The sequence below is a fragment of the Lutibacter oricola genome (assembly GCF_900106565.1).
Lineage (GTDB): Bacteria > Bacteroidota > Bacteroidia > Flavobacteriales > Flavobacteriaceae > Lutibacter > Lutibacter oricola.
Genome location: NZ_FNNJ01000002.1, coordinates 415955 through 435010, shown reverse-complemented (window position 1 = coordinate 435010; position 19056 = coordinate 415955). Strand labels below are relative to the sequence as shown.

General features: G+C 28.6%; 16 protein-coding genes. 5 read left to right on the top strand and 11 right to left on the bottom strand.

Annotated elements, in window-relative coordinates; all coding sequences use genetic code 11:
* Window positions 1-125: 125 nt before the first annotated feature.
* The 5 genes from BLU40_RS06530 to BLU40_RS06510 are packed head-to-tail and all read left to right on the top strand — an operon-like array spanning window position 126 to window position 7453.
* Entirely contained in the window at window positions 126-1550 is a 1425-nt protein-coding gene (locus BLU40_RS06530) for a C1 family peptidase (protein WP_090121358.1), read from the top strand.
* Between the two features lie 9 nt (window positions 1551-1559).
* On the top strand, window positions 1560-4958 hold the full coding sequence (locus BLU40_RS06525; RefSeq protein WP_090121355.1) for a caspase family protein: 3399 nt from the start codon (window positions 1560-1562) through the stop codon (window positions 4956-4958).
* A 3-nt stretch (window positions 4959-4961) separates the two neighbouring features.
* On the top strand, window positions 4962-5792 hold the full coding sequence (locus BLU40_RS06520) for an ion transporter (protein ID WP_090121351.1): 831 nt from the start codon (window positions 4962-4964) through the stop codon (window positions 5790-5792).
* The gene (gene miaA, locus BLU40_RS06515; RefSeq protein WP_090121349.1) at window positions 5785-6696 is read left to right on the top strand and encodes a tRNA (adenosine(37)-N6)-dimethylallyltransferase MiaA; all 912 of its coding nucleotides are present in this window, start codon (window positions 5785-5787) and stop codon (window positions 6694-6696) included. The genes BLU40_RS06520 and miaA overlap by 8 nt, the downstream gene beginning before the upstream one ends.
* Window positions 6689-7453 carry a TIGR02757 family protein gene (locus tag BLU40_RS06510; RefSeq protein WP_090121347.1) on the top strand — a complete coding sequence of 255 codons (765 nt, stop codon included), beginning with the start codon at window positions 6689-6691 and terminating at the stop codon, window positions 7451-7453. The genes miaA and BLU40_RS06510 overlap by 8 nt, the downstream gene beginning before the upstream one ends.
* Window positions 7454-7565: 112 nt before the next feature.
* On the opposite strand, the gene guaB is transcribed toward BLU40_RS06510, so the two are convergent.
* The 11 genes from guaB to BLU40_RS06455 all read right to left on the bottom strand — a co-directional run bounded on the left by guaB (window position 7566) and on the right by BLU40_RS06455 (window position 18961).
* Window positions 7566-9035, bottom strand: coding sequence for an IMP dehydrogenase (gene guaB / locus BLU40_RS06505; protein WP_090121345.1), 1470 nt, complete (start codon window positions 9033-9035; stop codon window positions 7566-7568).
* Between the two features lie 68 nt (window positions 9036-9103).
* Window positions 9104-10609 (bottom strand): bifunctional metallophosphatase/5'-nucleotidase, encoded by a 1506-nt coding sequence (locus tag BLU40_RS06500; RefSeq protein ID WP_090121343.1) that lies wholly within the window; start codon window positions 10607-10609, stop codon window positions 9104-9106.
* A 54-nt stretch (window positions 10610-10663) separates the two neighbouring features.
* Entirely contained in the window at window positions 10664-11158 is a 495-nt protein-coding gene (locus tag BLU40_RS06495) for a hypothetical protein (protein WP_090121339.1), read from the bottom strand.
* The gene (locus BLU40_RS06490; protein WP_090121336.1) at window positions 11159-11683 is read right to left on the bottom strand and encodes an FMN-binding protein; all 525 of its coding nucleotides are present in this window, start codon (window positions 11681-11683) and stop codon (window positions 11159-11161) included.
* A gap of 69 nt (window positions 11684-11752) precedes the next feature.
* Window positions 11753-12886 (bottom strand): porin family protein, encoded by a 1134-nt coding sequence (locus BLU40_RS06485; RefSeq protein WP_090121333.1) that lies wholly within the window; start codon window positions 12884-12886, stop codon window positions 11753-11755.
* A 172-nt stretch (window positions 12887-13058) separates the two neighbouring features.
* Window positions 13059-13919 (bottom strand): hydroxymethylglutaryl-CoA lyase, encoded by an 861-nt coding sequence (locus BLU40_RS06480; RefSeq protein WP_090121331.1) that lies wholly within the window; start codon window positions 13917-13919, stop codon window positions 13059-13061.
* Window positions 13920-13937: 18 nt separating this feature from the next.
* A complete protein-coding gene (locus BLU40_RS06475; RefSeq protein ID WP_245729907.1) occupies window positions 13938-14555 on the bottom strand; it encodes a LysE family translocator in 618 nt (205 codons plus the stop codon).
* Window positions 14556-15941, bottom strand: a complete 1386-nt coding sequence (locus BLU40_RS06470) for an exopolysaccharide biosynthesis polyprenyl glycosylphosphotransferase (RefSeq protein WP_090121326.1) — start codon at window positions 15939-15941, stop codon at window positions 14556-14558.
* 127 nt (window positions 15942-16068) lie between these two features.
* Complete coding sequence (locus tag BLU40_RS06465; protein ID WP_090121324.1) at window positions 16069-16812, bottom strand: glycosyltransferase family 2 protein; 744 nt, start codon at window positions 16810-16812, stop codon at window positions 16069-16071.
* Window positions 16812-18083, bottom strand: a complete 1272-nt coding sequence (locus tag BLU40_RS06460) for a phenylacetate--CoA ligase family protein (protein ID WP_245729906.1) — start codon at window positions 18081-18083, stop codon at window positions 16812-16814. Before BLU40_RS06460 ends, BLU40_RS06465 begins: the two co-directional genes overlap by 1 nt.
* Complete coding sequence (locus BLU40_RS06455; RefSeq protein ID WP_245729905.1) at window positions 18083-18961, bottom strand: glycosyltransferase family 4 protein; 879 nt, start codon at window positions 18959-18961, stop codon at window positions 18083-18085. Before BLU40_RS06455 ends, BLU40_RS06460 begins: the two co-directional genes overlap by 1 nt.
* Window positions 18962-19056 lie beyond the last annotated feature (95 nt).

Genomic DNA, 19056 nt, shown 5'->3' with positions numbered 1-19056 from the left:
TTGATAAAAAATACGACATATTGAGTATTTTATTGAGTATTTTTAGTTTTAATGTTTGTAAAAATTATGTTAAAGTTTATATTTATCATATATTACTTATAACTACAAACTAAAACTTCCCTCAAATGAAAAAATTAACACTCTTAATTTTATTTTTTTCACTGCAATTTACGGCACAAGAAAATGAGTATACCTTAGGTATGCTTATGGATCAAAATAAATATGAATCCATAGAGCTTACAGCTCCATTAACTACGCGTAGTTTAGATAATTTACCATCAAATTACAGTTTAAAAGCCTATGCTCCTACACCTAAAAGCCAAGGGCGTCAACCTTCGTGTGTTGGCTGGGCAAGTGGCTATGGAGCAAGAACAATTTCATTCGCTATAAAAAATAAATGGAAAAACAATATTTATAAAATAAACCAGAATACATTTTCACCTGCATTTGTTTACAATATGATTAAGGGAAAAACAGATTATGCTTGCAAACAAGGATCGTATGTTGGAGATGCGATGCAGCTTATAAAAAATTCTGGAATTTTAAAATTAAGCGATTTTCAATATACTCAAACAAGTTGTGGAGCAAAACCATCTGAATCTCTTTTAAAAATTGCGAGTAAAAACAAAATCGAATCTTACATAAGACTTGCAAGGTGGGATAATCCTTCTAACCTAGCCTTAAAAGTTAAAAAAGCAATTTCTAACAATAACCCTGTAGTTATTGGTATGAGAATTTCGAGTACATTTTATAAGGCAAAAGGAACTTGGAGTGGATTGCAATCTGGATCAATTGGTGGCCACGCAATGGTGGTTGTTGGTTATGATGATTATAAAGATGGTGGTGCTTTTGAAATTTTAAATTCTTGGGGAACCAAATGGGGAAATAACGGATATATTTGGGTAAAATACAATGATTTTGAAAAATATACCAAAACTGCATATGTTATGGTAGATAAAATTGAAAAACCAGAACCTAAAACTATTGCTCTTAAAGGTTCAATGCGTTTTCAGTTAAGTAATGGAACTACAATGCCTGCCACTTTATCTCCAGATGCAACAAGAAATTTTAGTATTGTAGCTGCAACAAAAAGTACATATAAATTAACTAACTCATATTCATCTGGAACACAATTTCGCTTATTTTTTAACAGTGCAAAGGCAGCTTATGTATATTTAATTGGTTATGGAAGTAGTGATAAATCTATATCTCCTATATATCCTTTCGACAATTATAGTGCCTATTTTGGATATACTAAAAGTGAAGTTGCAATACCTAGTGAAGATTATTTTATTGAAATGGATCAAAATCCAGGTAGAGATATTTTGTGTATTTTATATAGCACAAAAAAAATTGACATTAATGCTGTAGTTTCTAAGTTAAAACAAACAAATGGCGACTTTACCACAAAAGTAAAAACAATACTTAAACCTTATATTTATGAAGGAAAAGACATTACTTTTGAAAACAATTTAATTGCCTTTACAGCAAAATCTACCAATAGTAATGCTGCTATTGTACCTTTATTTATTGAAGTAAATCACAAATAACTAGCCCTTATGAAATCAAAACTACTACTAATTGTTGTATTAATTTACAGCTCACTTTTTGCACAAACAAATTCCAATACAATTTTTGAAGATAACTTTTATTCAAATATTAAAGATTGGTCTGAAGGAAGTGATGAAAAACGATCATTTTTTGTACAAGATGGCTACTACTATTTTAGCCATAAGAGAGATAAAAATAGTTGGTTAGCACACCAAGCAATGGATATTGACTCCAGTAAAGATTTTAAAATTGAAACTAAAATTAAAAAAGTAAGTGGGGTTCAAGATTATGGTTTTGGACTAACTTTTGGAAGATTAGATAATGATAATGAATATTGGTTTCAAATTTCTGGAAATGGTTACTACAGAATTTTAAAATATGAAAATGGAGATAAAACCGATATTAAAAAATGGACTACGTCTTCATTTATAAAAGAAGGAAATGGGGCAATTAATAATTTAACTGTTGAAAAATCTAATAATAAATATAAGTTTTACATAAACGGAAGCTTTGTACATTCAATGCCTTTTTCAAAATTATTTGGAAAAAGAGTTGGTTTTGTAGTAAACAACAAGCAAAAAATTGGTGTAGATTATATAAAGGCCTATTATTTAAATAAAGACCATAATTTATTTGCCAATAATTCAACTGTTTTTTACGAAGAAAATTTTTCGAATAATGATAACGATTGGTTAATTGGTTCTAGTAAAGATCGAGAATATCAATTAAAAAATGGTAAATATTATTTTGAACACAAACGTAAAGATGGTAGTTGGAACACACATAAAGGTATTTCAATTGATACTTCTAGAGATTTTAAAATAGAATCTAACATTCAAAAAATATCAGGTGTACAAGATAATGGCTATGGAATTATTTTTGGAAGAAAAGATAATGATAATGAATTTGTATTTTTAGTTACAGGTAATGGATCGTATAAAATATATTACGAAAAAGAAGGTAAAGAAACTAAACTTGTAGATTGGAAAAATTCGTCATATGTTAACAAAAGTAACTATGCTAACAACAAATTTACAGTTACAAAAATAGGCAGTAAATTAAAATTTTATTTGAATGATTATCTAGTACATTCAACCTATTTTAGACGCTTTATGGGTAATAGATTAGGCTGGTCTGTTAGTAGCAAGCAAAAAATTTCGATAGACAATTTAAAAATTACATACTTAAACAAAAACACAACAACCACATCAAATACAGAGAGTTATGTATTAAACGACCAATTTAATAATAGTTTGAACTCTTGGAAAAGTACTTCTACAAGTGAGGTAAGTACTTATAATTACGACAATAAATATTATATAAATAAAAAAGAAGAAGAGAAAGGTAGTTATTTTTATAAAATACCTTCTATTGATACTACTAGAGATTTCCAAATAGAAACTGAAATTAAAAAATTAACAGGTGTACAAAACACAGGTTATGGTTTAATTTTTGGTCGTAGTGATGTGAATAATCAATATTTATTTAATATAACAGCCAATGGACATTATAGAATATCGAAATATGATGATGGTAAATATGAGAATTTAGTTACCTGGACTAAAACGGACCATGTTATTAAGGGTGATGGAAATAGCAATATTTTAAAAATTAAAAAAGAAGAAGGTAAATATAAATTTTATGTTAATGATAATTACCTAAATTATATTCCCTATAAAAAGTTTGGTAATAGTACTGGTTTTGTTGTTTTTGGAATTCAAAAAGTTGGAGTTAACTATATAAATATTAAATATTTAGATCAAAAAAAGAAAGACATAATACTAGTTGATCCCGTTGTAACTGATAATATTGACCGAAGTAAATATCATTTTTATGAAGATTTTAACGATAATACTAATAATTGGACAGTAGAATCTAAAGAAGAGTATACTACAACAATTTCTGGTGGAAGATATGGTATTGAGCATAAAAGAAACTCTGGAGGATGGTATTTTGGAAAATATAAAGAATTAGATAAAAACAGAGACTTTGAAGTTGAAACTACTATTGAGAGAAAGTATAGCACAGATAATGGAAGTGTTGCTTTTGTTTTTTTTAGAAAAGATGAGAATAATAAACACGAACTATTTATTTCTAAAAACGGTAGTTATTTACTTCGAAAATTTGTTGATAGCAAAAAAACGATACTAATTAATTGGACTGAAAGTTCTGCTATTGCAACGGGCTACGCTCCTAATATTGTAAAAATTGCAAAAATTGGTTCTTCACTTAAGTTATATATAAATAATCAATATTTAAATAAAATAGAAATGTACAACGTACCTGGTTATAATTTTGGTTATACCTTGTATGAAAGAACTAAAATTAACATAGATAATTTTAAAATTAAATATTTAAATAGTGATATTAACTATCCACCAGAAATAGATATTACTGAACCTGTTGTTGTTTCAAGAGGATTTAAAATTGTAAAATCTAAAAAAATAAAGGTAATTGGTAAAGCAACAGACAAAGATGGTATTTATGAAGTAACCATTAATGGTACTGATGCCTATGTTGAAGCAAATGGTAATTTTAGAGCAGAAGTTCCTCTAAGAATTGGAGATAATGAATTGATTGTAAAAGCTTCAGATATTAAAGGAAAATCTACTACCAAAAAGTTTTTTATTAAACGAGAATCACCAGAACCTACTGTTATTGTAGATGTAAACCCAAATGTAGATGTTGTAAATACAACTACTGGAAATTATTACGCTCTTTTAATTGGAGTTAGCGATTATGGAGATTCAAAAATAGTAGATCTAGAAGGTTTACCTTCTAAAGATGCAACTGGCTTAGGAAATATTTTAACATCTAAATATAATTTTAAACCAGAAAATGTAAAAGTATTAATAAATGCTACTCGTTCAGATATATTAAATGCTTTTGATACTTTCAGAAAAAAAATTACAGAAAAGGATAATTTATTAATATTTTATGCTGGTCACGGTGTTTATGAAGATGATGCGGAAGTTGGTTATTGGTTACCGGCTGATGCTGACAAAGAATTTACAGCAAATTGGATTCAAAACTCTGTAATTGTTTCAACTATTAAAAGAATTAAAGCAAAACATACTTTATTAATTTCTGATGCTTGTTTTAGTGGTAGTATATTTAAAACAAGATCGCTTACAAAAGAGGCTCCAAAAGCTTATCAAAAACTGTACGAACTACCTAGTAAAAAAGCAATTACTAGTGGAACTCTAAAAACAGTACCTAACAAAAGTGTATTTTATAAATATTTAATAAATCGGTTAACAAATAATACCTCAAAATATATGTCTGCGTTAGAATTATTTAGTAATATTAAAACTCCTGTTGCAAACAACAGTCCTAACGTACCACAATACGGTGTAATCCACGGTATTGGTGACGAAGGAGGTGATTTTATATTTATTAAAAAGTAAAAATTGAAACAAAAAAAAGATCCGAACTGGAAGAATAAGCTTCACGAAACAATATATGAAGCAGATACTCACCACGGAAAATGGTTTGATATAATATTAATACTCGCTATTTTGGCTAGTATTATTTTAGTTATGTTAGAAAGTGTTGAAAGTTTTGATAAAAAATATCATAACTTTTTAAATATTTCTGAATGGATTATTACAATACTTTTTACCATTGAATACATTGCTAGAATTATTTCAATAAAAAAACCTTCAAAATATATTTTTAGCTTTTATGGTATAATAGACTTAATGGCAACTATACCAAAATACTTATCATTATTCTTTGTTGGTACACACGCATTAGTAGCTTTAAGAGCATTGCGTTTATTAAGAGTTTTTCGAATTTTAAAACTTGCGCGTTATTTAGGTGCTTCAACAAAACTAATGCAAGCTTTAAAAGCCAGTAGAATTAAAATAGCCGTTTTTTTGTTTAGCGTAATAGTATTAACCATTATTTTAGGTACTATTATGTATTTAGTTGAAGGTCCAGAAAACGGATTTACAAGCATACCACAAAGTATGTATTGGGCAATTGTAACACTTACCACTGTTGGTTATGGAGATATTTCTCCTCATACACCACTTGGTCAATTTATTGCCAGTGTTGTTATGATTTTAGGTTATGGAATAATTGCTGTACCAACGGGTATTGTAACTTCCGAAATTACTAAATCAGAATTAGAGCACCACCATAATAATACACAACACTGCTCACATTGCAATGAAGATAAACACTCGGATAAAGCTAAATATTGTCATAACTGCGGAAATAAATTAAACAATGAGTAACTATTTAATATCAATTGTAGGTGCTACTGCAATTGGTAAAACTGCACTAAGCATAGAGCTTGCAAAACATTTTAATACTGAAATTATTTCGTGTGATTCTCGTCAATTTTATAAAGAAATGAGTATTGGAACTGCAGTACCTTATCCTGAAGAATTAGCTGCTGTAAAACACCATTTTATTCAAAATAGAAGTATTTTTGAAGATTATAATGTAGGTCAATTCGAAAAAGATGCTTTAGAAAAACTTAACCAATTATTTAAACAACATAATATTGTTATAATGGTAGGTGGTAGTGGTTTATATGCAAATGCAGTAATTGATGGGCTAGATTATTTTCCTGAAATTCCTGCTGCTGTTCGTGAAAATTTAAATAAACAACTGAAAGAAAAAGGAATAGAAAACCTACAAAATCAATTAAAAAATTTAGATATAGAATCATATAACTCTATAGAAATTGATAATCCACATAGACTTATTAGAGCTTTAGAAATTTGTATTGGTAGTGGAGAAACTTATTCTTCATTTAAAAACAAACCTAAAGCACCCAGAAATTTTAAAACTATAAAAATTGGCTTACAAGCTGAACGAGAGTTAATGTATGAAAGAATTAACAAACGTGTGGATATTATGATTAATAATGGCCTATTAAATGAAGCTAAAGAACTAGTGGAACATAAAAACTTAAATGCGCTGCAAACTGTTGGTTATAGAGAGTTGTTTAAATTTTTTAATAATGAAATAACTCTAGAATTTGCTATTGAAGAAATTAAGAAAAACACACGCCGATTTGCTAAAAGACAAGTAACTTGGAACAAAAGAGATAAAGATATTTGTTGGTTTAATTTCAATCCTACCATTAAAGATGTAACACGTTTAATAGAAAGCAAAATTACTTGTGAATAAAACCGAACTTAAAGAATTTTTAGACGAAAAAGTAATCGAATTCAATAATCCAAAATTTATTGAATCTGATCCTATTCAAATTCCTCATCAATTCAAATTAAAAGAAGACATAGAAATTACTGCTTTTTTAACTGCAACTATTGCTTGGGGAAATAGAAAAATGATTATTAAAAATTCTCAAAAAATGATAGAATTAATGGGTAATTCACCTTTCGATTTTGTTATGAATCACCAAGATCATCATTTAAACAGTTTTGATGGGTTTGTACATAGAACTTTTAATAGTTTAGATTTACAATATTTTATAAAAGCGATACAACATATCTATAAGAATTATAATGGCTTAGAGACTGTATTTGCTAATAATGCTTCAATAGACTCTACACAACAAGCAATTTCTGTATTTAAAAACATTTTTTTTGAAATCCCTCATTTACAACGCACACAAAAACATATATCCAATCCTTTAAAAGGTTCAGCAGCAAAACGCATAAATATGTTTTTACGTTGGATGGTTAGAAATGACAATGCAGGTGTGGATTTTGGAATATGGCAAAACCTCTCTCCTAGTCAATTATCTTGTCCGTTAGATGTGCACTCAGGTAATGTTGCTCGTAAATTAGGTTTGCTTAAAAGAAAACAAAATGATGCCAAAGCGCTTGCTGAATTAGATACAAGTCTTAGAAAAATGGATAAAAAAGATCCGGTAAAATACGATTTCGCCTTATTTGGCTTAGGAGTTTTTGAGAAATTTTAATTGATACGTTTTAAACTAAAAAATACTTCGACTCCGCTCAGTAATCAAGTATACTCATACAAAAAAGCCGAAACAAGTGTTTCGGCTTTTTCTATATATAACTATTTATAAATTATCTTGAATAATTTGGAGCTTCTTTGGTAATTGTTACATCATGCGGATGACTCTCTCTCATACCTGCAGAAGTAATTTTTACAAACTGAGCTTGTTTTTGTGTTTCTATGTCTTTAGCACCACAATATCCCATACCAGCTCTTAAACCACCTATAAATTGGTGCATTGTTTCAAATATTTCACCTTTGTAAGGTACTCTACCAACAATTCCTTCAGGAACTAATTTTTTAATATCATCTTCAACATCTTGAAAATATCTATCCTTAGAACCTTGTTTCATTGCTTCAACAGATCCCATACCTCTATAAGACTTAAATTTTCTACCTTCAAAAATAATAGTTTCTCCAGGCGACTCTTTTGTACCTGCTAATAATGAACCTAGCATTACACAATCTGCACCTGCAGCAATAGCTTTAGGAATATCTCCAGTGTATCTTACACCACCATCAGCAATTACTGGAACACCTGTTCCTTTTATAGCTTTTGAAACTTCAATAATTGCAGATAACTGAGGGTAACCAACACCAGCAACAACACGCGTTGTACAAATTGAACCTGGTCCAATTCCTACTTTTACAGCATCTGCTCCTGCTTCAACTAAATATTTAGCGGCTGCACCTGTTGCAATATTTCCAACAACAATATCTGTATTAGGATATACTTTTTTAATTTCTTTTAAAATACCAACTACACCTTTTGTATGTCCGTGAGCTGTATCTATAATTAAAGCATCTACTCCAGCTTTAATTAATGCTTCTGCTCTCTCAAATGAATCTCCTGTTACACCAATGGCAGCGGCAACTCTTAAACGTCCGTAAGTATCTTTATTTGCACTTGGGTTTTCACGTACTTTAATAATATCTCTAAAGGTAATTAAACCAACTAGTGTATTATCATCTCCAACAACTGGTAATTTTTCAATTTTATTATCTTGTAAAATAATCTCCGCTTGTTTTAAAGAAGTACCTGCAGCAACTGTTACTAAATTTTTAGAAGTCATAACTTCTTCAATTTTACGAGTGTTGTCTTTTTCAAAACGTAAATCTCTGTTTGTAACAATACCAATTAATTTCATGTTAGAATCTACTACTGGAATACCTCCAATACCATATTCTCTCATTAAATTTTTAGCTTTTAAAACTGATTGATTTTTTGTAATAGTAACAGGCTCTAGAATCATTCCAGATTCTGAACGTTTCACTTTTTTTACTTCAATAGCTTGTTGTTCTATGGTCATATTTTTGTGTAACACACCTATTCCACCCTCACGAGCCATGGCAATTGCCATTTCGCTTTCGGTAACAGTATCCATAGCTGCGGATACAATTGGAACGTTTAACGTTGTGTTACGAGTAAATTTACTTTGCGTACTTACATCGCGCGGTAATACTTCTGAAAATGCTGGAATTAATAATACATCGTCGTAGGTTAATCCTTCTCCTACGAATTTTGAAGAGTCTGAAATCATAATGCAATCAACTTAGAAATTAATTGCGTGCAAATTTAAACTATTTAAATGAAATACCTATTTATTTTTTATAAGTTTTGTAAATGTACTATTATTGCCTTTCTAATATCGTGAGCCTTAGCAGTTTCTTTATTTTTGTGCACTTTAATTACACCCTTATTATTTGGGGTTAAAAACGGAATATCATAACCTTTTAATAAATAATCGCTAAAAGCAACTGTATAAACTTTAGTGTCTATTATTTTTGAATTATTTACAGTCCAAATTTTAGTTTCTTTATTATATGCGGCATTATAGCGCTGCAAATAGGCTCCTTTACCCGCTTTTAATCTTCCGTAGTTTAAAACTTTACGCAATAAATCTCCTTTAATTTCAACTTTTAAAATTTCACCGCCAAAAGGTAAAACTCTAAAAATATCTATACCTGTAATATCACCTTGCAATTGGTCATCAATACGAATTGAACCTCCATTTACCAACGCACAATCTATTTTAGTGTCAAAACTATGTGCCATTGCCGTAGTAACCAATAAACCTAAATTTGTTTGTGTACTTCTAATTGGTGTATCTCTACCGTCTAATGGCTCTGTTGCAGTAAATATAACTTCATCAGGATTTGGTAAAATTTCTTTAATTTTTTCATCTAAAAGTACATTCCATTTACTTACAATACTAGCCACATTTTTATCGCTACCAGTTTCTGGAGTAATTGAAACTAATTCAGAATTTATTGTAGTTTCTTTAGTTTTTTTGTTGAATGAAATTCTATGAACATATACCGTTTTTGCATTGGCATCAGCTTTTGTTATTTTACTTTTACCAACTGGAACCGACATATTTACATGTTCATGGCCTCCCATTATTAAAGGAACATTTGGAAACATATTAGCAATCATTTTATCTTGATCTATAGTTAAATGTGTTAAACCAAAAACTACATCACATTCTTTTTCCAACTTGTTATTTGCAAATTTTGCAGACTCATAAAAATCTTCATAATGCACATAACTTTTAGGGTTAGAATTTAAACAAGCGCTAAAAAAACCTATTTTTATTGAAGTTCCTTCTGCGTTCTTAACATCAAAATTTACTGTTTTAGGTAATTCTGTTTTAACACCATTTTTTTCTGAAGTAAAACGTTGAATACCTTCCGCAGTTTTATGCATTGGGTTTGTTGCAATAATTTGAAATTTAGATTCGTTTAATCGTTGCTGCAATTCATTTTCTTTTAAATCGAATTCGTGATTACCTAATGCTACTAAATCAAAATTCATAGCATTCATAACTTCAACCATTTGTTTCCCTTTAATTCGCTCTCCTTTATACTTTAAAGTACCTAAAAGTGAAGGGTTTAAATAGTCTCCTGCCAAAAATAGATATGTATTTGGATTCTCTTTTAATAAATCTTTGTGTAGTTGTTCTACCCTAGCCATTCCTCCTACTTTTCCTCCTTCTAATGGAGCAATTTCATAGACATCATTTAACTGAATAAACGTAAAATTAATAGTATTATCTTTTGTTGAGCAAGCACCTAACAAGCCAATACTTAGTAGTAAAATTAATAAATTTCTCATTTTAGCGAATTTAAACACTAAAATTACAAGTTTTAAAGCAATTATAAAGTTAAATTATTGTGCTTTTTTTAAATATAATTGATGAAGTATTAAAATAGTACTTATAACAAAACTCAAAGTCATTAGTGTACCCGAAATTATGACTATATATTTAAACCAAATAACACCATTCCATAACAAATAAAGTCCTCCAAAAGTTAAAAATAAAGACACAAATGGCTCAACCATAAGTATATATTTTAATTTTTTATTTAATGATGTTGTAGATAATAGTATAGATAACAGAAAAAATATGACTGATAAAGAAAGTATATGATTATGAACCACGGTTAACATTTCTCGTTTACTTTTTTTAAATTTCATTATTTCAGCATCCTCATCACTTTCATTTCCTAAATAATGAGTTTCTATACCTTTAGAGCTCATTGAAGTTGTATTATTTACAAAACTTAAACCTCCATAAAAACCAACACTTAAAGTAAGAATAAAGAAAACTATAGAAACTTTTAATTCTTTTGGAAAAGAATGTATACTACCGCTAATTTGCATTTAAAGCTGTTTTTGTTGGTGCAATATATGCACTGTTTTTAATATTTTATTTACTTGGTTTGTAATAGATTTTGCCGATAATGTAGCTCCTGATATAGCCGTTATATCATCTTGGTAATTAATTTTTTTATCGGTCTTCAAACCTATAAATTGTTTTAACCACCTTCTACTTCCTATTTCACCACCGTGATCCTCTCTATAAACCAACACTTTAATTTTTGTAACAATTAAATCTTTATTAAAAATTACAATAAAATCGAAATAATCAGTTTTACCAAAACCTTTACTTATAAAGTAGTAACCTTTTAATTCTTTGTTACTAACAATTTTAAAAAAGTTTTCTTCAGAAATTTTAATTGGCAATGTCTCGTTTATTTCTTTTGAAACAGAAATAGTTTCTTTTGTATAAGTTTCAATACTAAAAACTGATTTAATTTCTTTTTGAATCAATTTCTCTACTCTATTAGTAACCGTAAAGCTTGAAATTAATAAAAATCCCGCTACAAAAACAACTATTTTCTTCATATTAAAAATTTAAGAATGAGGTTACTACCCTAAAAGTAATAACCTCATATTATATTGAGAACTTATTTATTAAAACCAAACAGCTACACCTGCATTAAATGTTTTAGTAGCATCGCTACCTGATACAGCATTATTTGCAATTTGGTAATCTGCTTTAAATGCTGCTCCATTAGCAACTTTCCAATTTAAACCAAAAATAATTTCATCTCTATCATAAGAACTATTTTGAACTAATGTACCATCAGTTTCTGAATGTGTATTATAGTTTTCATACCTAATAAAAGGAGTTAAAACTTCTACACCTTTTAAAGGAAAATCATAAGCTACTTCAGCATACAAACCGTCCATTTTAGAACCTAAATCTTTACCCGTTAAGGTATTATATTCTTCAGTATCATTTAAAGTTGTTGAAATATATTGACCTCTAAATTGAAAGTTTTTTAATCTATACCTCGCATCAAAACCTAACATAGCTACTCCTACTTGAGAACCTACTAATTCAGTTTCATCTGTTTGAGTTTTTCCAAAATAACCAGAAACACCTAAACGCAAACCTGGAATACCGTAATAATCTAATTTTGCAGATAAATTTGCATTGCTTATTACAGACTCAGCTCCTTTTTGTCTTCCTTTACGTAAACCATCGCTACCTCTTAAAACTCCTTCTCCATCTGCATACGATTTAAAACCATTAAAAATATATGCTTGGTATTTTAGCGATGCTGAGTTCACAGTTCCTGAAACACCAATACCTAACTCTCTCCAAGTTGTAGGTACTATATATTTATCTACGTTTGGTCTTTCTACACCATAATAAGTTGTTGGCTCATGGTATTCATTAATAATACCCATTGGTACTAGCATTAAACCTGCTAAAACATTAAAATTTTCTCTTGCTTGATACTTTAAAAATGCCTGTTCTACATATACCTCTTTTACATGTTCTAATTCAACTTCTGTTAAAAAGCTTACTTTATCATTAAACTTATACCCAAATAGCAATACCATTCTATGAACATCTAATTTACCTGCTTTGGAACCATCATATTCATTATAATCTATTTGTGCATATCCACCCAAAGTAATCCCCTTTTTATCGACAGATAATATTCTTTGACTTGAATTTTGTTGTAAAGTATTTTGTGCTATTGTTGTTAAACTTGTTAATACAATTAATGCGAAAACTAATTTAAAATGTTTCATTTTTATTTTACTTATGTTTATTTAGACTTGTTTTAAATAAGAAGCAAAAATATGTAACTCATGTAACATAACAAAGCTTTATTTAGAATATTTCTAAATAAGATGATAATTGTCATTAAATATATAGCTCTAGTATATAGAGTGTTTATATAACAATAAAATATATGATAAATTAAGGATTGAATAGTTTTAAAGCCTCATTATAAGCACTTTCAAAACACATTGCTTGGATACTAGTATTGGCTTTTTCTTTGGTAAAATATGAAACAAGTTTTTCAGTCGGCATATTACCAGTTAAATCATCCTTAGCCATAGGGCAACCCCCATATCCTTTAATTGCACCATCGAACCTATAACAGCCTGATTTATAAGCAGCATCAACTTTTTCGAACCAAGTATTAGGAGTTGTGTGCAAATGAGCTCCAAATTCAACTTTTGGGTATTGTTTAATTAAATGCTCAAATAAATAAGAAATATTTTGTGAAGTTGAACTTCCAATAGTATCAGACAAAGAAAGAATATTAACTCCCATAGAAACTAATTTTTCTGTCCATTCACCAACTAAATCAGCACTCCAAGGATCTCCATAAGGATTACCAAAGCCCATAGATAAATAAGTTACTACTTCTTTATTCGTTTTTATTGAAATATTTAAAATTTCATCTAAAATACCTAATGACTGCTCAATAGTTTTACCTGTGTTACGCATTTGAAAAATTTCTGAAATAGAAAAAGGATATCCTAAATAATTAATTTCTTCAAATTGTGAAGCATCATTTGCACCACGAATATTTGCTACAATTGCAAGTAGTTTACTTTCTGTTCTGCTTAAATCTAATAAACTTAATACTTCAGCAGTATCGCGCATTTGCGGTATTGCTTTAGGAGAAACAAAGCTTCCAAAATCTATAGTATCAAAGCCTACACGCAATAGCGAATTTATATACTGCGCTTTAGCTTTGGTAGGAATAAAATGAGATTTTATTCCCTGCATAGCATCTCGTGGACATTCTATTAATTTAACTTTTGTCATTCAAAATCAAATATACAATTATGAAAATAATATAAACAATGCAATACCGAGAAAAACAACAATTTTAAACCATTTTATAGTTGAATTAAATTTAGGGTGTGTTTTAATATAGTTAGAAAAGTAACCGGATAATATTGCTACCATAGAAAAAATTATAAATGCTTGTACCATAAATATACCTCCTAACACAAAAAACTGAGTTATAGTATTTTGGGTAGTACTGTATAAAAAACCTGGAAAAAATGCTAAAAAGAAAATGGAAACCTTGGGGTTAATAACATTCATTATAAAACCCTGCTTAAATAATTTAAAAACACCCTTTTTCGGAGAGGCTTCACCTATTTTAATTTCTTCTGAATTAAGAAAAGTTGTATATGCTAAATACACTAAATAAATTGCGCCAATAATTTTTAAGCCTAAAAATAGATATTGAGATTGGTTTATAATAGCTGAAACTCCAAAAGCGACCAGTGTAGTGTGCAATAATATTCCAGATACTAAACCTAAAGCTGTTACAATACCATATTTTTTTCCATTTGAAATACTTTGTACCAGCACATAAATAATATCTGGCCCCGGCATTAATGTAAGTAAAATAGATGCGCTAATAAATGATATGAGAACTTCTATATTCAATTATGTACCCCTAAAAAACAATACTGTACTAATTGTTTTAATTACAATTTTTAAATCTAAAATTAAATCTCTTTCTTTAATATAATACAAGTCGTACATTAACTTTTCTCGTTGATCTTTTACTGAACTAGCATAAGGATGCATTACTTGTGCCCAACCTGTTAAACCGGGTTTTATTACGTGTCTTAATGCGTAATACGGTAATTGTTGTTCCAATTGTTTTACAAATTCTGGACGCTCTGGTCGAGGACCTATTAAACTCATTTCACCTTTTAAAACATTAATAAATTGTGGAACTTCGTCTATTCTTGTTTTTCTTAAAATCCTTCCAAAAGACGTTATTCTACTATCTCCTTTTTGCGCCCATTGTACTCCATTTTGTTCAGCATTAGAAACCATAGTTCTAAACTTTACAATGCGAAAACATTTCCCTTTTTCACCTACTCTCTCTTGTATGTAAAACAATTTGCCTTTATTCCCAAAAAAATTGATAATATAAATTATTGGAATTAAAATTAGCATATATAAAATTCCAACAGCTGAAAACAAAATATCAAATAACCTCCTAAAAGCAAGGTATAAATTGTTTTCGTGACTTTTACTAAATGAAAAATAGTTGTAAAAATTAGATGTTAATTGGCTTTCTGATATTTTAAATGTTTCCGACTCTAAAAAACTATCTATACTTCTAATACTCAACCCTTTTTCGAATAAATTAATCAATTGATTGTTTACCTTATCGCCTATCAATTCTTCTGAATTAGAGCATACCAATATTTCTTTTATATACTGCTTATTAATTAATGAAGCAATATCAACATTTTCTATATCGCTAAAAACCAAACTGTTTTCAAATCTCAATTGTTTATTTGAAATATAAGTTGTTATTCTATTACTTTTACTTCTTTCATTTTTTTGTAAAAGTGATTCAATGGTTGCTATACTACCAATTACCAGTATGTTTTTTAGAAATCTTGGTGAAAATATAAGTGCAATGTATAAGAACCTATTTAATAAAACTGATATCAAAATTGTAAATGCAAAATAGCCAATTTCAAGTCGTTGTTCTGGTAATATTGGGGATACTTTTGGAGTAAAAACATAAAATATAGCAGTAAATAATACGGTTAAAGCAACACTTTTAAATGTTGAATAGTAGTCACTAGCTATTTTTAAATTAAATAATTCGAAAATTTGACCAAAAAAGTAATAATATATAATTAGCACTAGTAGCCAAGTATAAATATTTAAATGATTAAAATTAAAATATTCAAAATCGAATACATAACTCAAACCAAATAAGCCTAAGACTATGAAAACTACATCAAAAAAGCGTAGATATATTTTACGTTCAGAAATAGAAAAATGTAGATTTTTATGGGGCATTATAGTATTCTATATTTTAAATTCGAAGATACATGATTTGAGTTTATAAACTAAATCTACATATGCATTTATCCCTATCAATTAACAGATTGCATATTTTTAGGTATAAAATGCGTATAACTTTGATTTATTGTTTTAGAATTTTTATAAAAATTAATTGCACCATGTAAAATAGAGCTGTTATACTATTAAATTTTTCAATTTCTTTATAAACTTTCCAATTGTATTTTAACAAATCTAATTTATTACTTGAAATAGAATTTGAACGATTATTATAAATAGCCAACGGTTTTTTTATGCTATAAGCTTTGTATCCTTTTTTTGTTATTTTAAGCCATAAAGCCCAATCTTGTCTTTTTTTTATCAAAGGAAAAAATACTTTTCCCAATTTATTTACAGAATACATTGCTGTTAAGCAACCTATATAATTATTTCTCAACAAATCTTTATATCCAACACGTTTTTTAGCTTCTACTATAACTTCTTTTTCTTGTCCTTCTTCCTTAGAGATGTATGATGAAAAAGTAAGTACATACTTATTCACCATCATAAAATCTAATTGCATTTCCAACTTATGTGGCAACCAAATATCATCACTATCTAAAAATGATATATAATCCCCATTAGCTATTTCAATTCCTTTATTTCTTGCAACTGCTGCACCGCTATTTAATTCTAACTTTATGAGTTTAATTTTAGCTTCACTCCCTAAAAATTGATGAATTATTTTTACAGAGTTATCAGTAGAACAATCATCAACTATAATTAACTCCCAGTTAGTATAGGTTTGATTTAAAACACTTTCAATTGTTTGTGAAATATATTTTTCAGCATTAAAATTTGGTGTAATTATAGAAACTAAAGGATTCATTAGATAGTAGAAATAAAACTTTTATGTTTTTTAGAGTTTGTTTGTATATTTTTAGAATGCAAAATAACACATTCCATATCGTTCTTAAAGTATTTCTCTAATTCATTTTGCAATAAATTTAACTCTACATTTGTTAAACACTGTTCAACGGCAATGTTTAACTCACCTTTTTTATCTTGACTTATTTGATAATTTAAATACAATTTATTGATTTTAGCCAAATTCTTAAACACATAATAAAAATATAAACTTGGATATTCATGTGCTTTACCATACACTATATTCCCTACTCTACCTGTAATTTCTTCAATAATAGTGTGCTTCATTCCACATTTACAATCCGTTGTTTTAGATAATTTTATATAATCACCCAATTTATAACGTATGATAGGAAATGAATGCATTTGTAAATTTGTGACTATTATTTCATTTTCAATTTCTTCAACAATAACACCTTCCATATTTATGTGCATATTGCCAAACGGGCATTCAAAAGCAATAATGCCTGTTTCTGCAGCTCCATACTCATTAATCATTTTTAATCCAAATGCTTTTTGAACTTCAGCTTGATAACTATCCATTATTTTTTCTGAAGTTCCTTTCACCATTTTTAAATGTATTGGTTTTGGTAACTGATGTTCATTTATATATTTGGCTACACGATATATCATAGATGAATACCCATGTAAATAACTTGCTTTTTGTAATTTAGTTACAAATAAATCTAGTTCATTATTTTTATAACTAAACATTCTAAATCTATGTTGAAACAGATCTAGCACCTTCGTTTTTATTTTTTCTGAGGACGTAAAGTTGAAACCCCAAAAATAACCATTCTTGTACCAAGGTTTTACGTTATACCAACTATAACCTCTAAAAATGGAAGCTCTATTAAAAGAATCTGCACGTTCTTCTCTTTTAAATTTTAATGCCTCTCCAGAAGTTCCTGAAGTATTTGCTGTAAAAAATTTATTCAACTCTAAATTGGTATGTATATCCTTATTAAATGCTAACAATTCTTTTTTTGAAGTTATTGGAATTTTCTTTAAATCATCTAAAGATTCTATTTTAACAATCCCTTTCTGATTTAATAAACGCTTAAAATACGGACTATTCTCTTTAGCAACACAAACTAGTTCCTTCAACTTCTCTAGTTGATAGGCTTCCAACTCCTTCAAAGACCATTTTTCTGAAACCTTTAAAAACTCCAAGTGTTTAATTAAACTTGGATTTCGTAATTGTTGCCCTATATTAAATAGTAGTTTAAACATTATTTTAAAATTTCTTGCCACTTTTTAAGCACCTTTCCTTCATCACAATTTTCAGCTGTTACTCTAGCATTATCGATAAGAATATTGATATCTGAAGAATTCATTTTTGTTAAATCTAGCACACTTGCTACCATTTCATCCACATTGTTATTCTCAACTAAAAATCCATTAAACTTATCTTTAATAAGATACGGAATGCCACCTACATTGGTTGAAATTACAGGCAATCCCAAAGTCATAGCTTCTAATACACTTACTGGAATATTATCTACTGTAGTAGTATTTATAAAAATATCGTAATTTGCTGCTTTTTGAACCCATTTTTCTTTGGATAAATACCCTGTAAATTCAATTTTATTCTCAACACCTAATTTAATTGCTAATTCTTTACAATCTGCAAAACTTCCATCTTTATCTGGACCAACCATAGATAAATAAGCTGTTATTCCTCTTTTCTTTAATTCAGAAACTACTTCAATAGCCATATTAGGATTGTAAATTTCATCAAAAGCTCTTACCCATAACAATTTAAGGGAAATATGAGAACGTTTTTTAAACTTATAACTCTCTAATTGCATTGGATTAGGTATATAAACTGTCTCATAACCTTGATTATTAAACTCTGTTTCTAAATACAATGATGGTGTACTATTATTATAAGAATTTTTAAAAATTAATTTAGATAGCAACGGGTTCTTTTTTAATCTAACAGGTAAATTTCCACCATGTAAAATTGGTATGTAAGACACTCCCAAACACCTACACAATTGAGAAATTATCAGCGCGTAATAAAAATTTGTAGTGCTATAGGTATCTATTAAAACATAAGTAGCTTTATAATTTTTGCATACTCCAAAAACCATCTCTAATATACGCAAAAACTTGTTTTTTGAAGTCCCATACACCTTTATTCTATAACCAACTGTACTCAACAGAGCACTTAAATTTTGTAAAGTTGTTGGGTTGCCCCTTT

Bases quoted from the DNA above. Each gene is read 5' to 3' on its own strand.
- BLU40_RS06530 (WP_090121358.1), top strand. From the start codon at position 126: ATGAAAAAATTAACACTCTTAATTTTATTTTTTTCACTGCAATTTACG.
- BLU40_RS06525 (WP_090121355.1), top strand. From the start codon at position 1,560: ATGAAATCAAAACTACTACTAATTGTTGTATTAATTTACAGCTCACTT.
- miaA (WP_090121349.1), top strand. From the start codon at position 5,785: ATGAGTAACTATTTAATATCAATTGTAGGTGCTACTGCAATTGGTAAA.
- guaB (WP_090121345.1), bottom strand. From the start codon at position 9,035: ATGATTTCAGACTCTTCAAAATTCGTAGGAGAAGGATTAACCTACGAC.
- BLU40_RS06500 (WP_090121343.1), bottom strand. From the start codon at position 10,609: ATGAGAAATTTATTAATTTTACTACTAAGTATTGGCTTGTTAGGTGCT.
- BLU40_RS06495 (WP_090121339.1), bottom strand. From the start codon at position 11,158: ATGCAAATTAGCGGTAGTATACATTCTTTTCCAAAAGAATTAAAAGTT.
- BLU40_RS06490 (WP_090121336.1), bottom strand. From the start codon at position 11,683: ATGAAGAAAATAGTTGTTTTTGTAGCGGGATTTTTATTAATTTCAAGC.
- BLU40_RS06485 (WP_090121333.1), bottom strand. From the start codon at position 12,886: ATGAAACATTTTAAATTAGTTTTCGCATTAATTGTATTAACAAGTTTA.
- BLU40_RS06480 (WP_090121331.1), bottom strand. From the start codon at position 13,919: ATGACAAAAGTTAAATTAATAGAATGTCCACGAGATGCTATGCAGGGA.
- BLU40_RS06470 (WP_090121326.1), bottom strand. From the start codon at position 15,941: ATGCCCCATAAAAATCTACATTTTTCTATTTCTGAACGTAAAATATAT.
- BLU40_RS06465 (WP_090121324.1), bottom strand. From the start codon at position 16,812: ATGAATCCTTTAGTTTCTATAATTACACCAAATTTTAATGCTGAAAAA.
- BLU40_RS06460 (WP_245729906.1), bottom strand. From the start codon at position 18,083: ATGTTTAAACTACTATTTAATATAGGGCAACAATTACGAAATCCAAGT.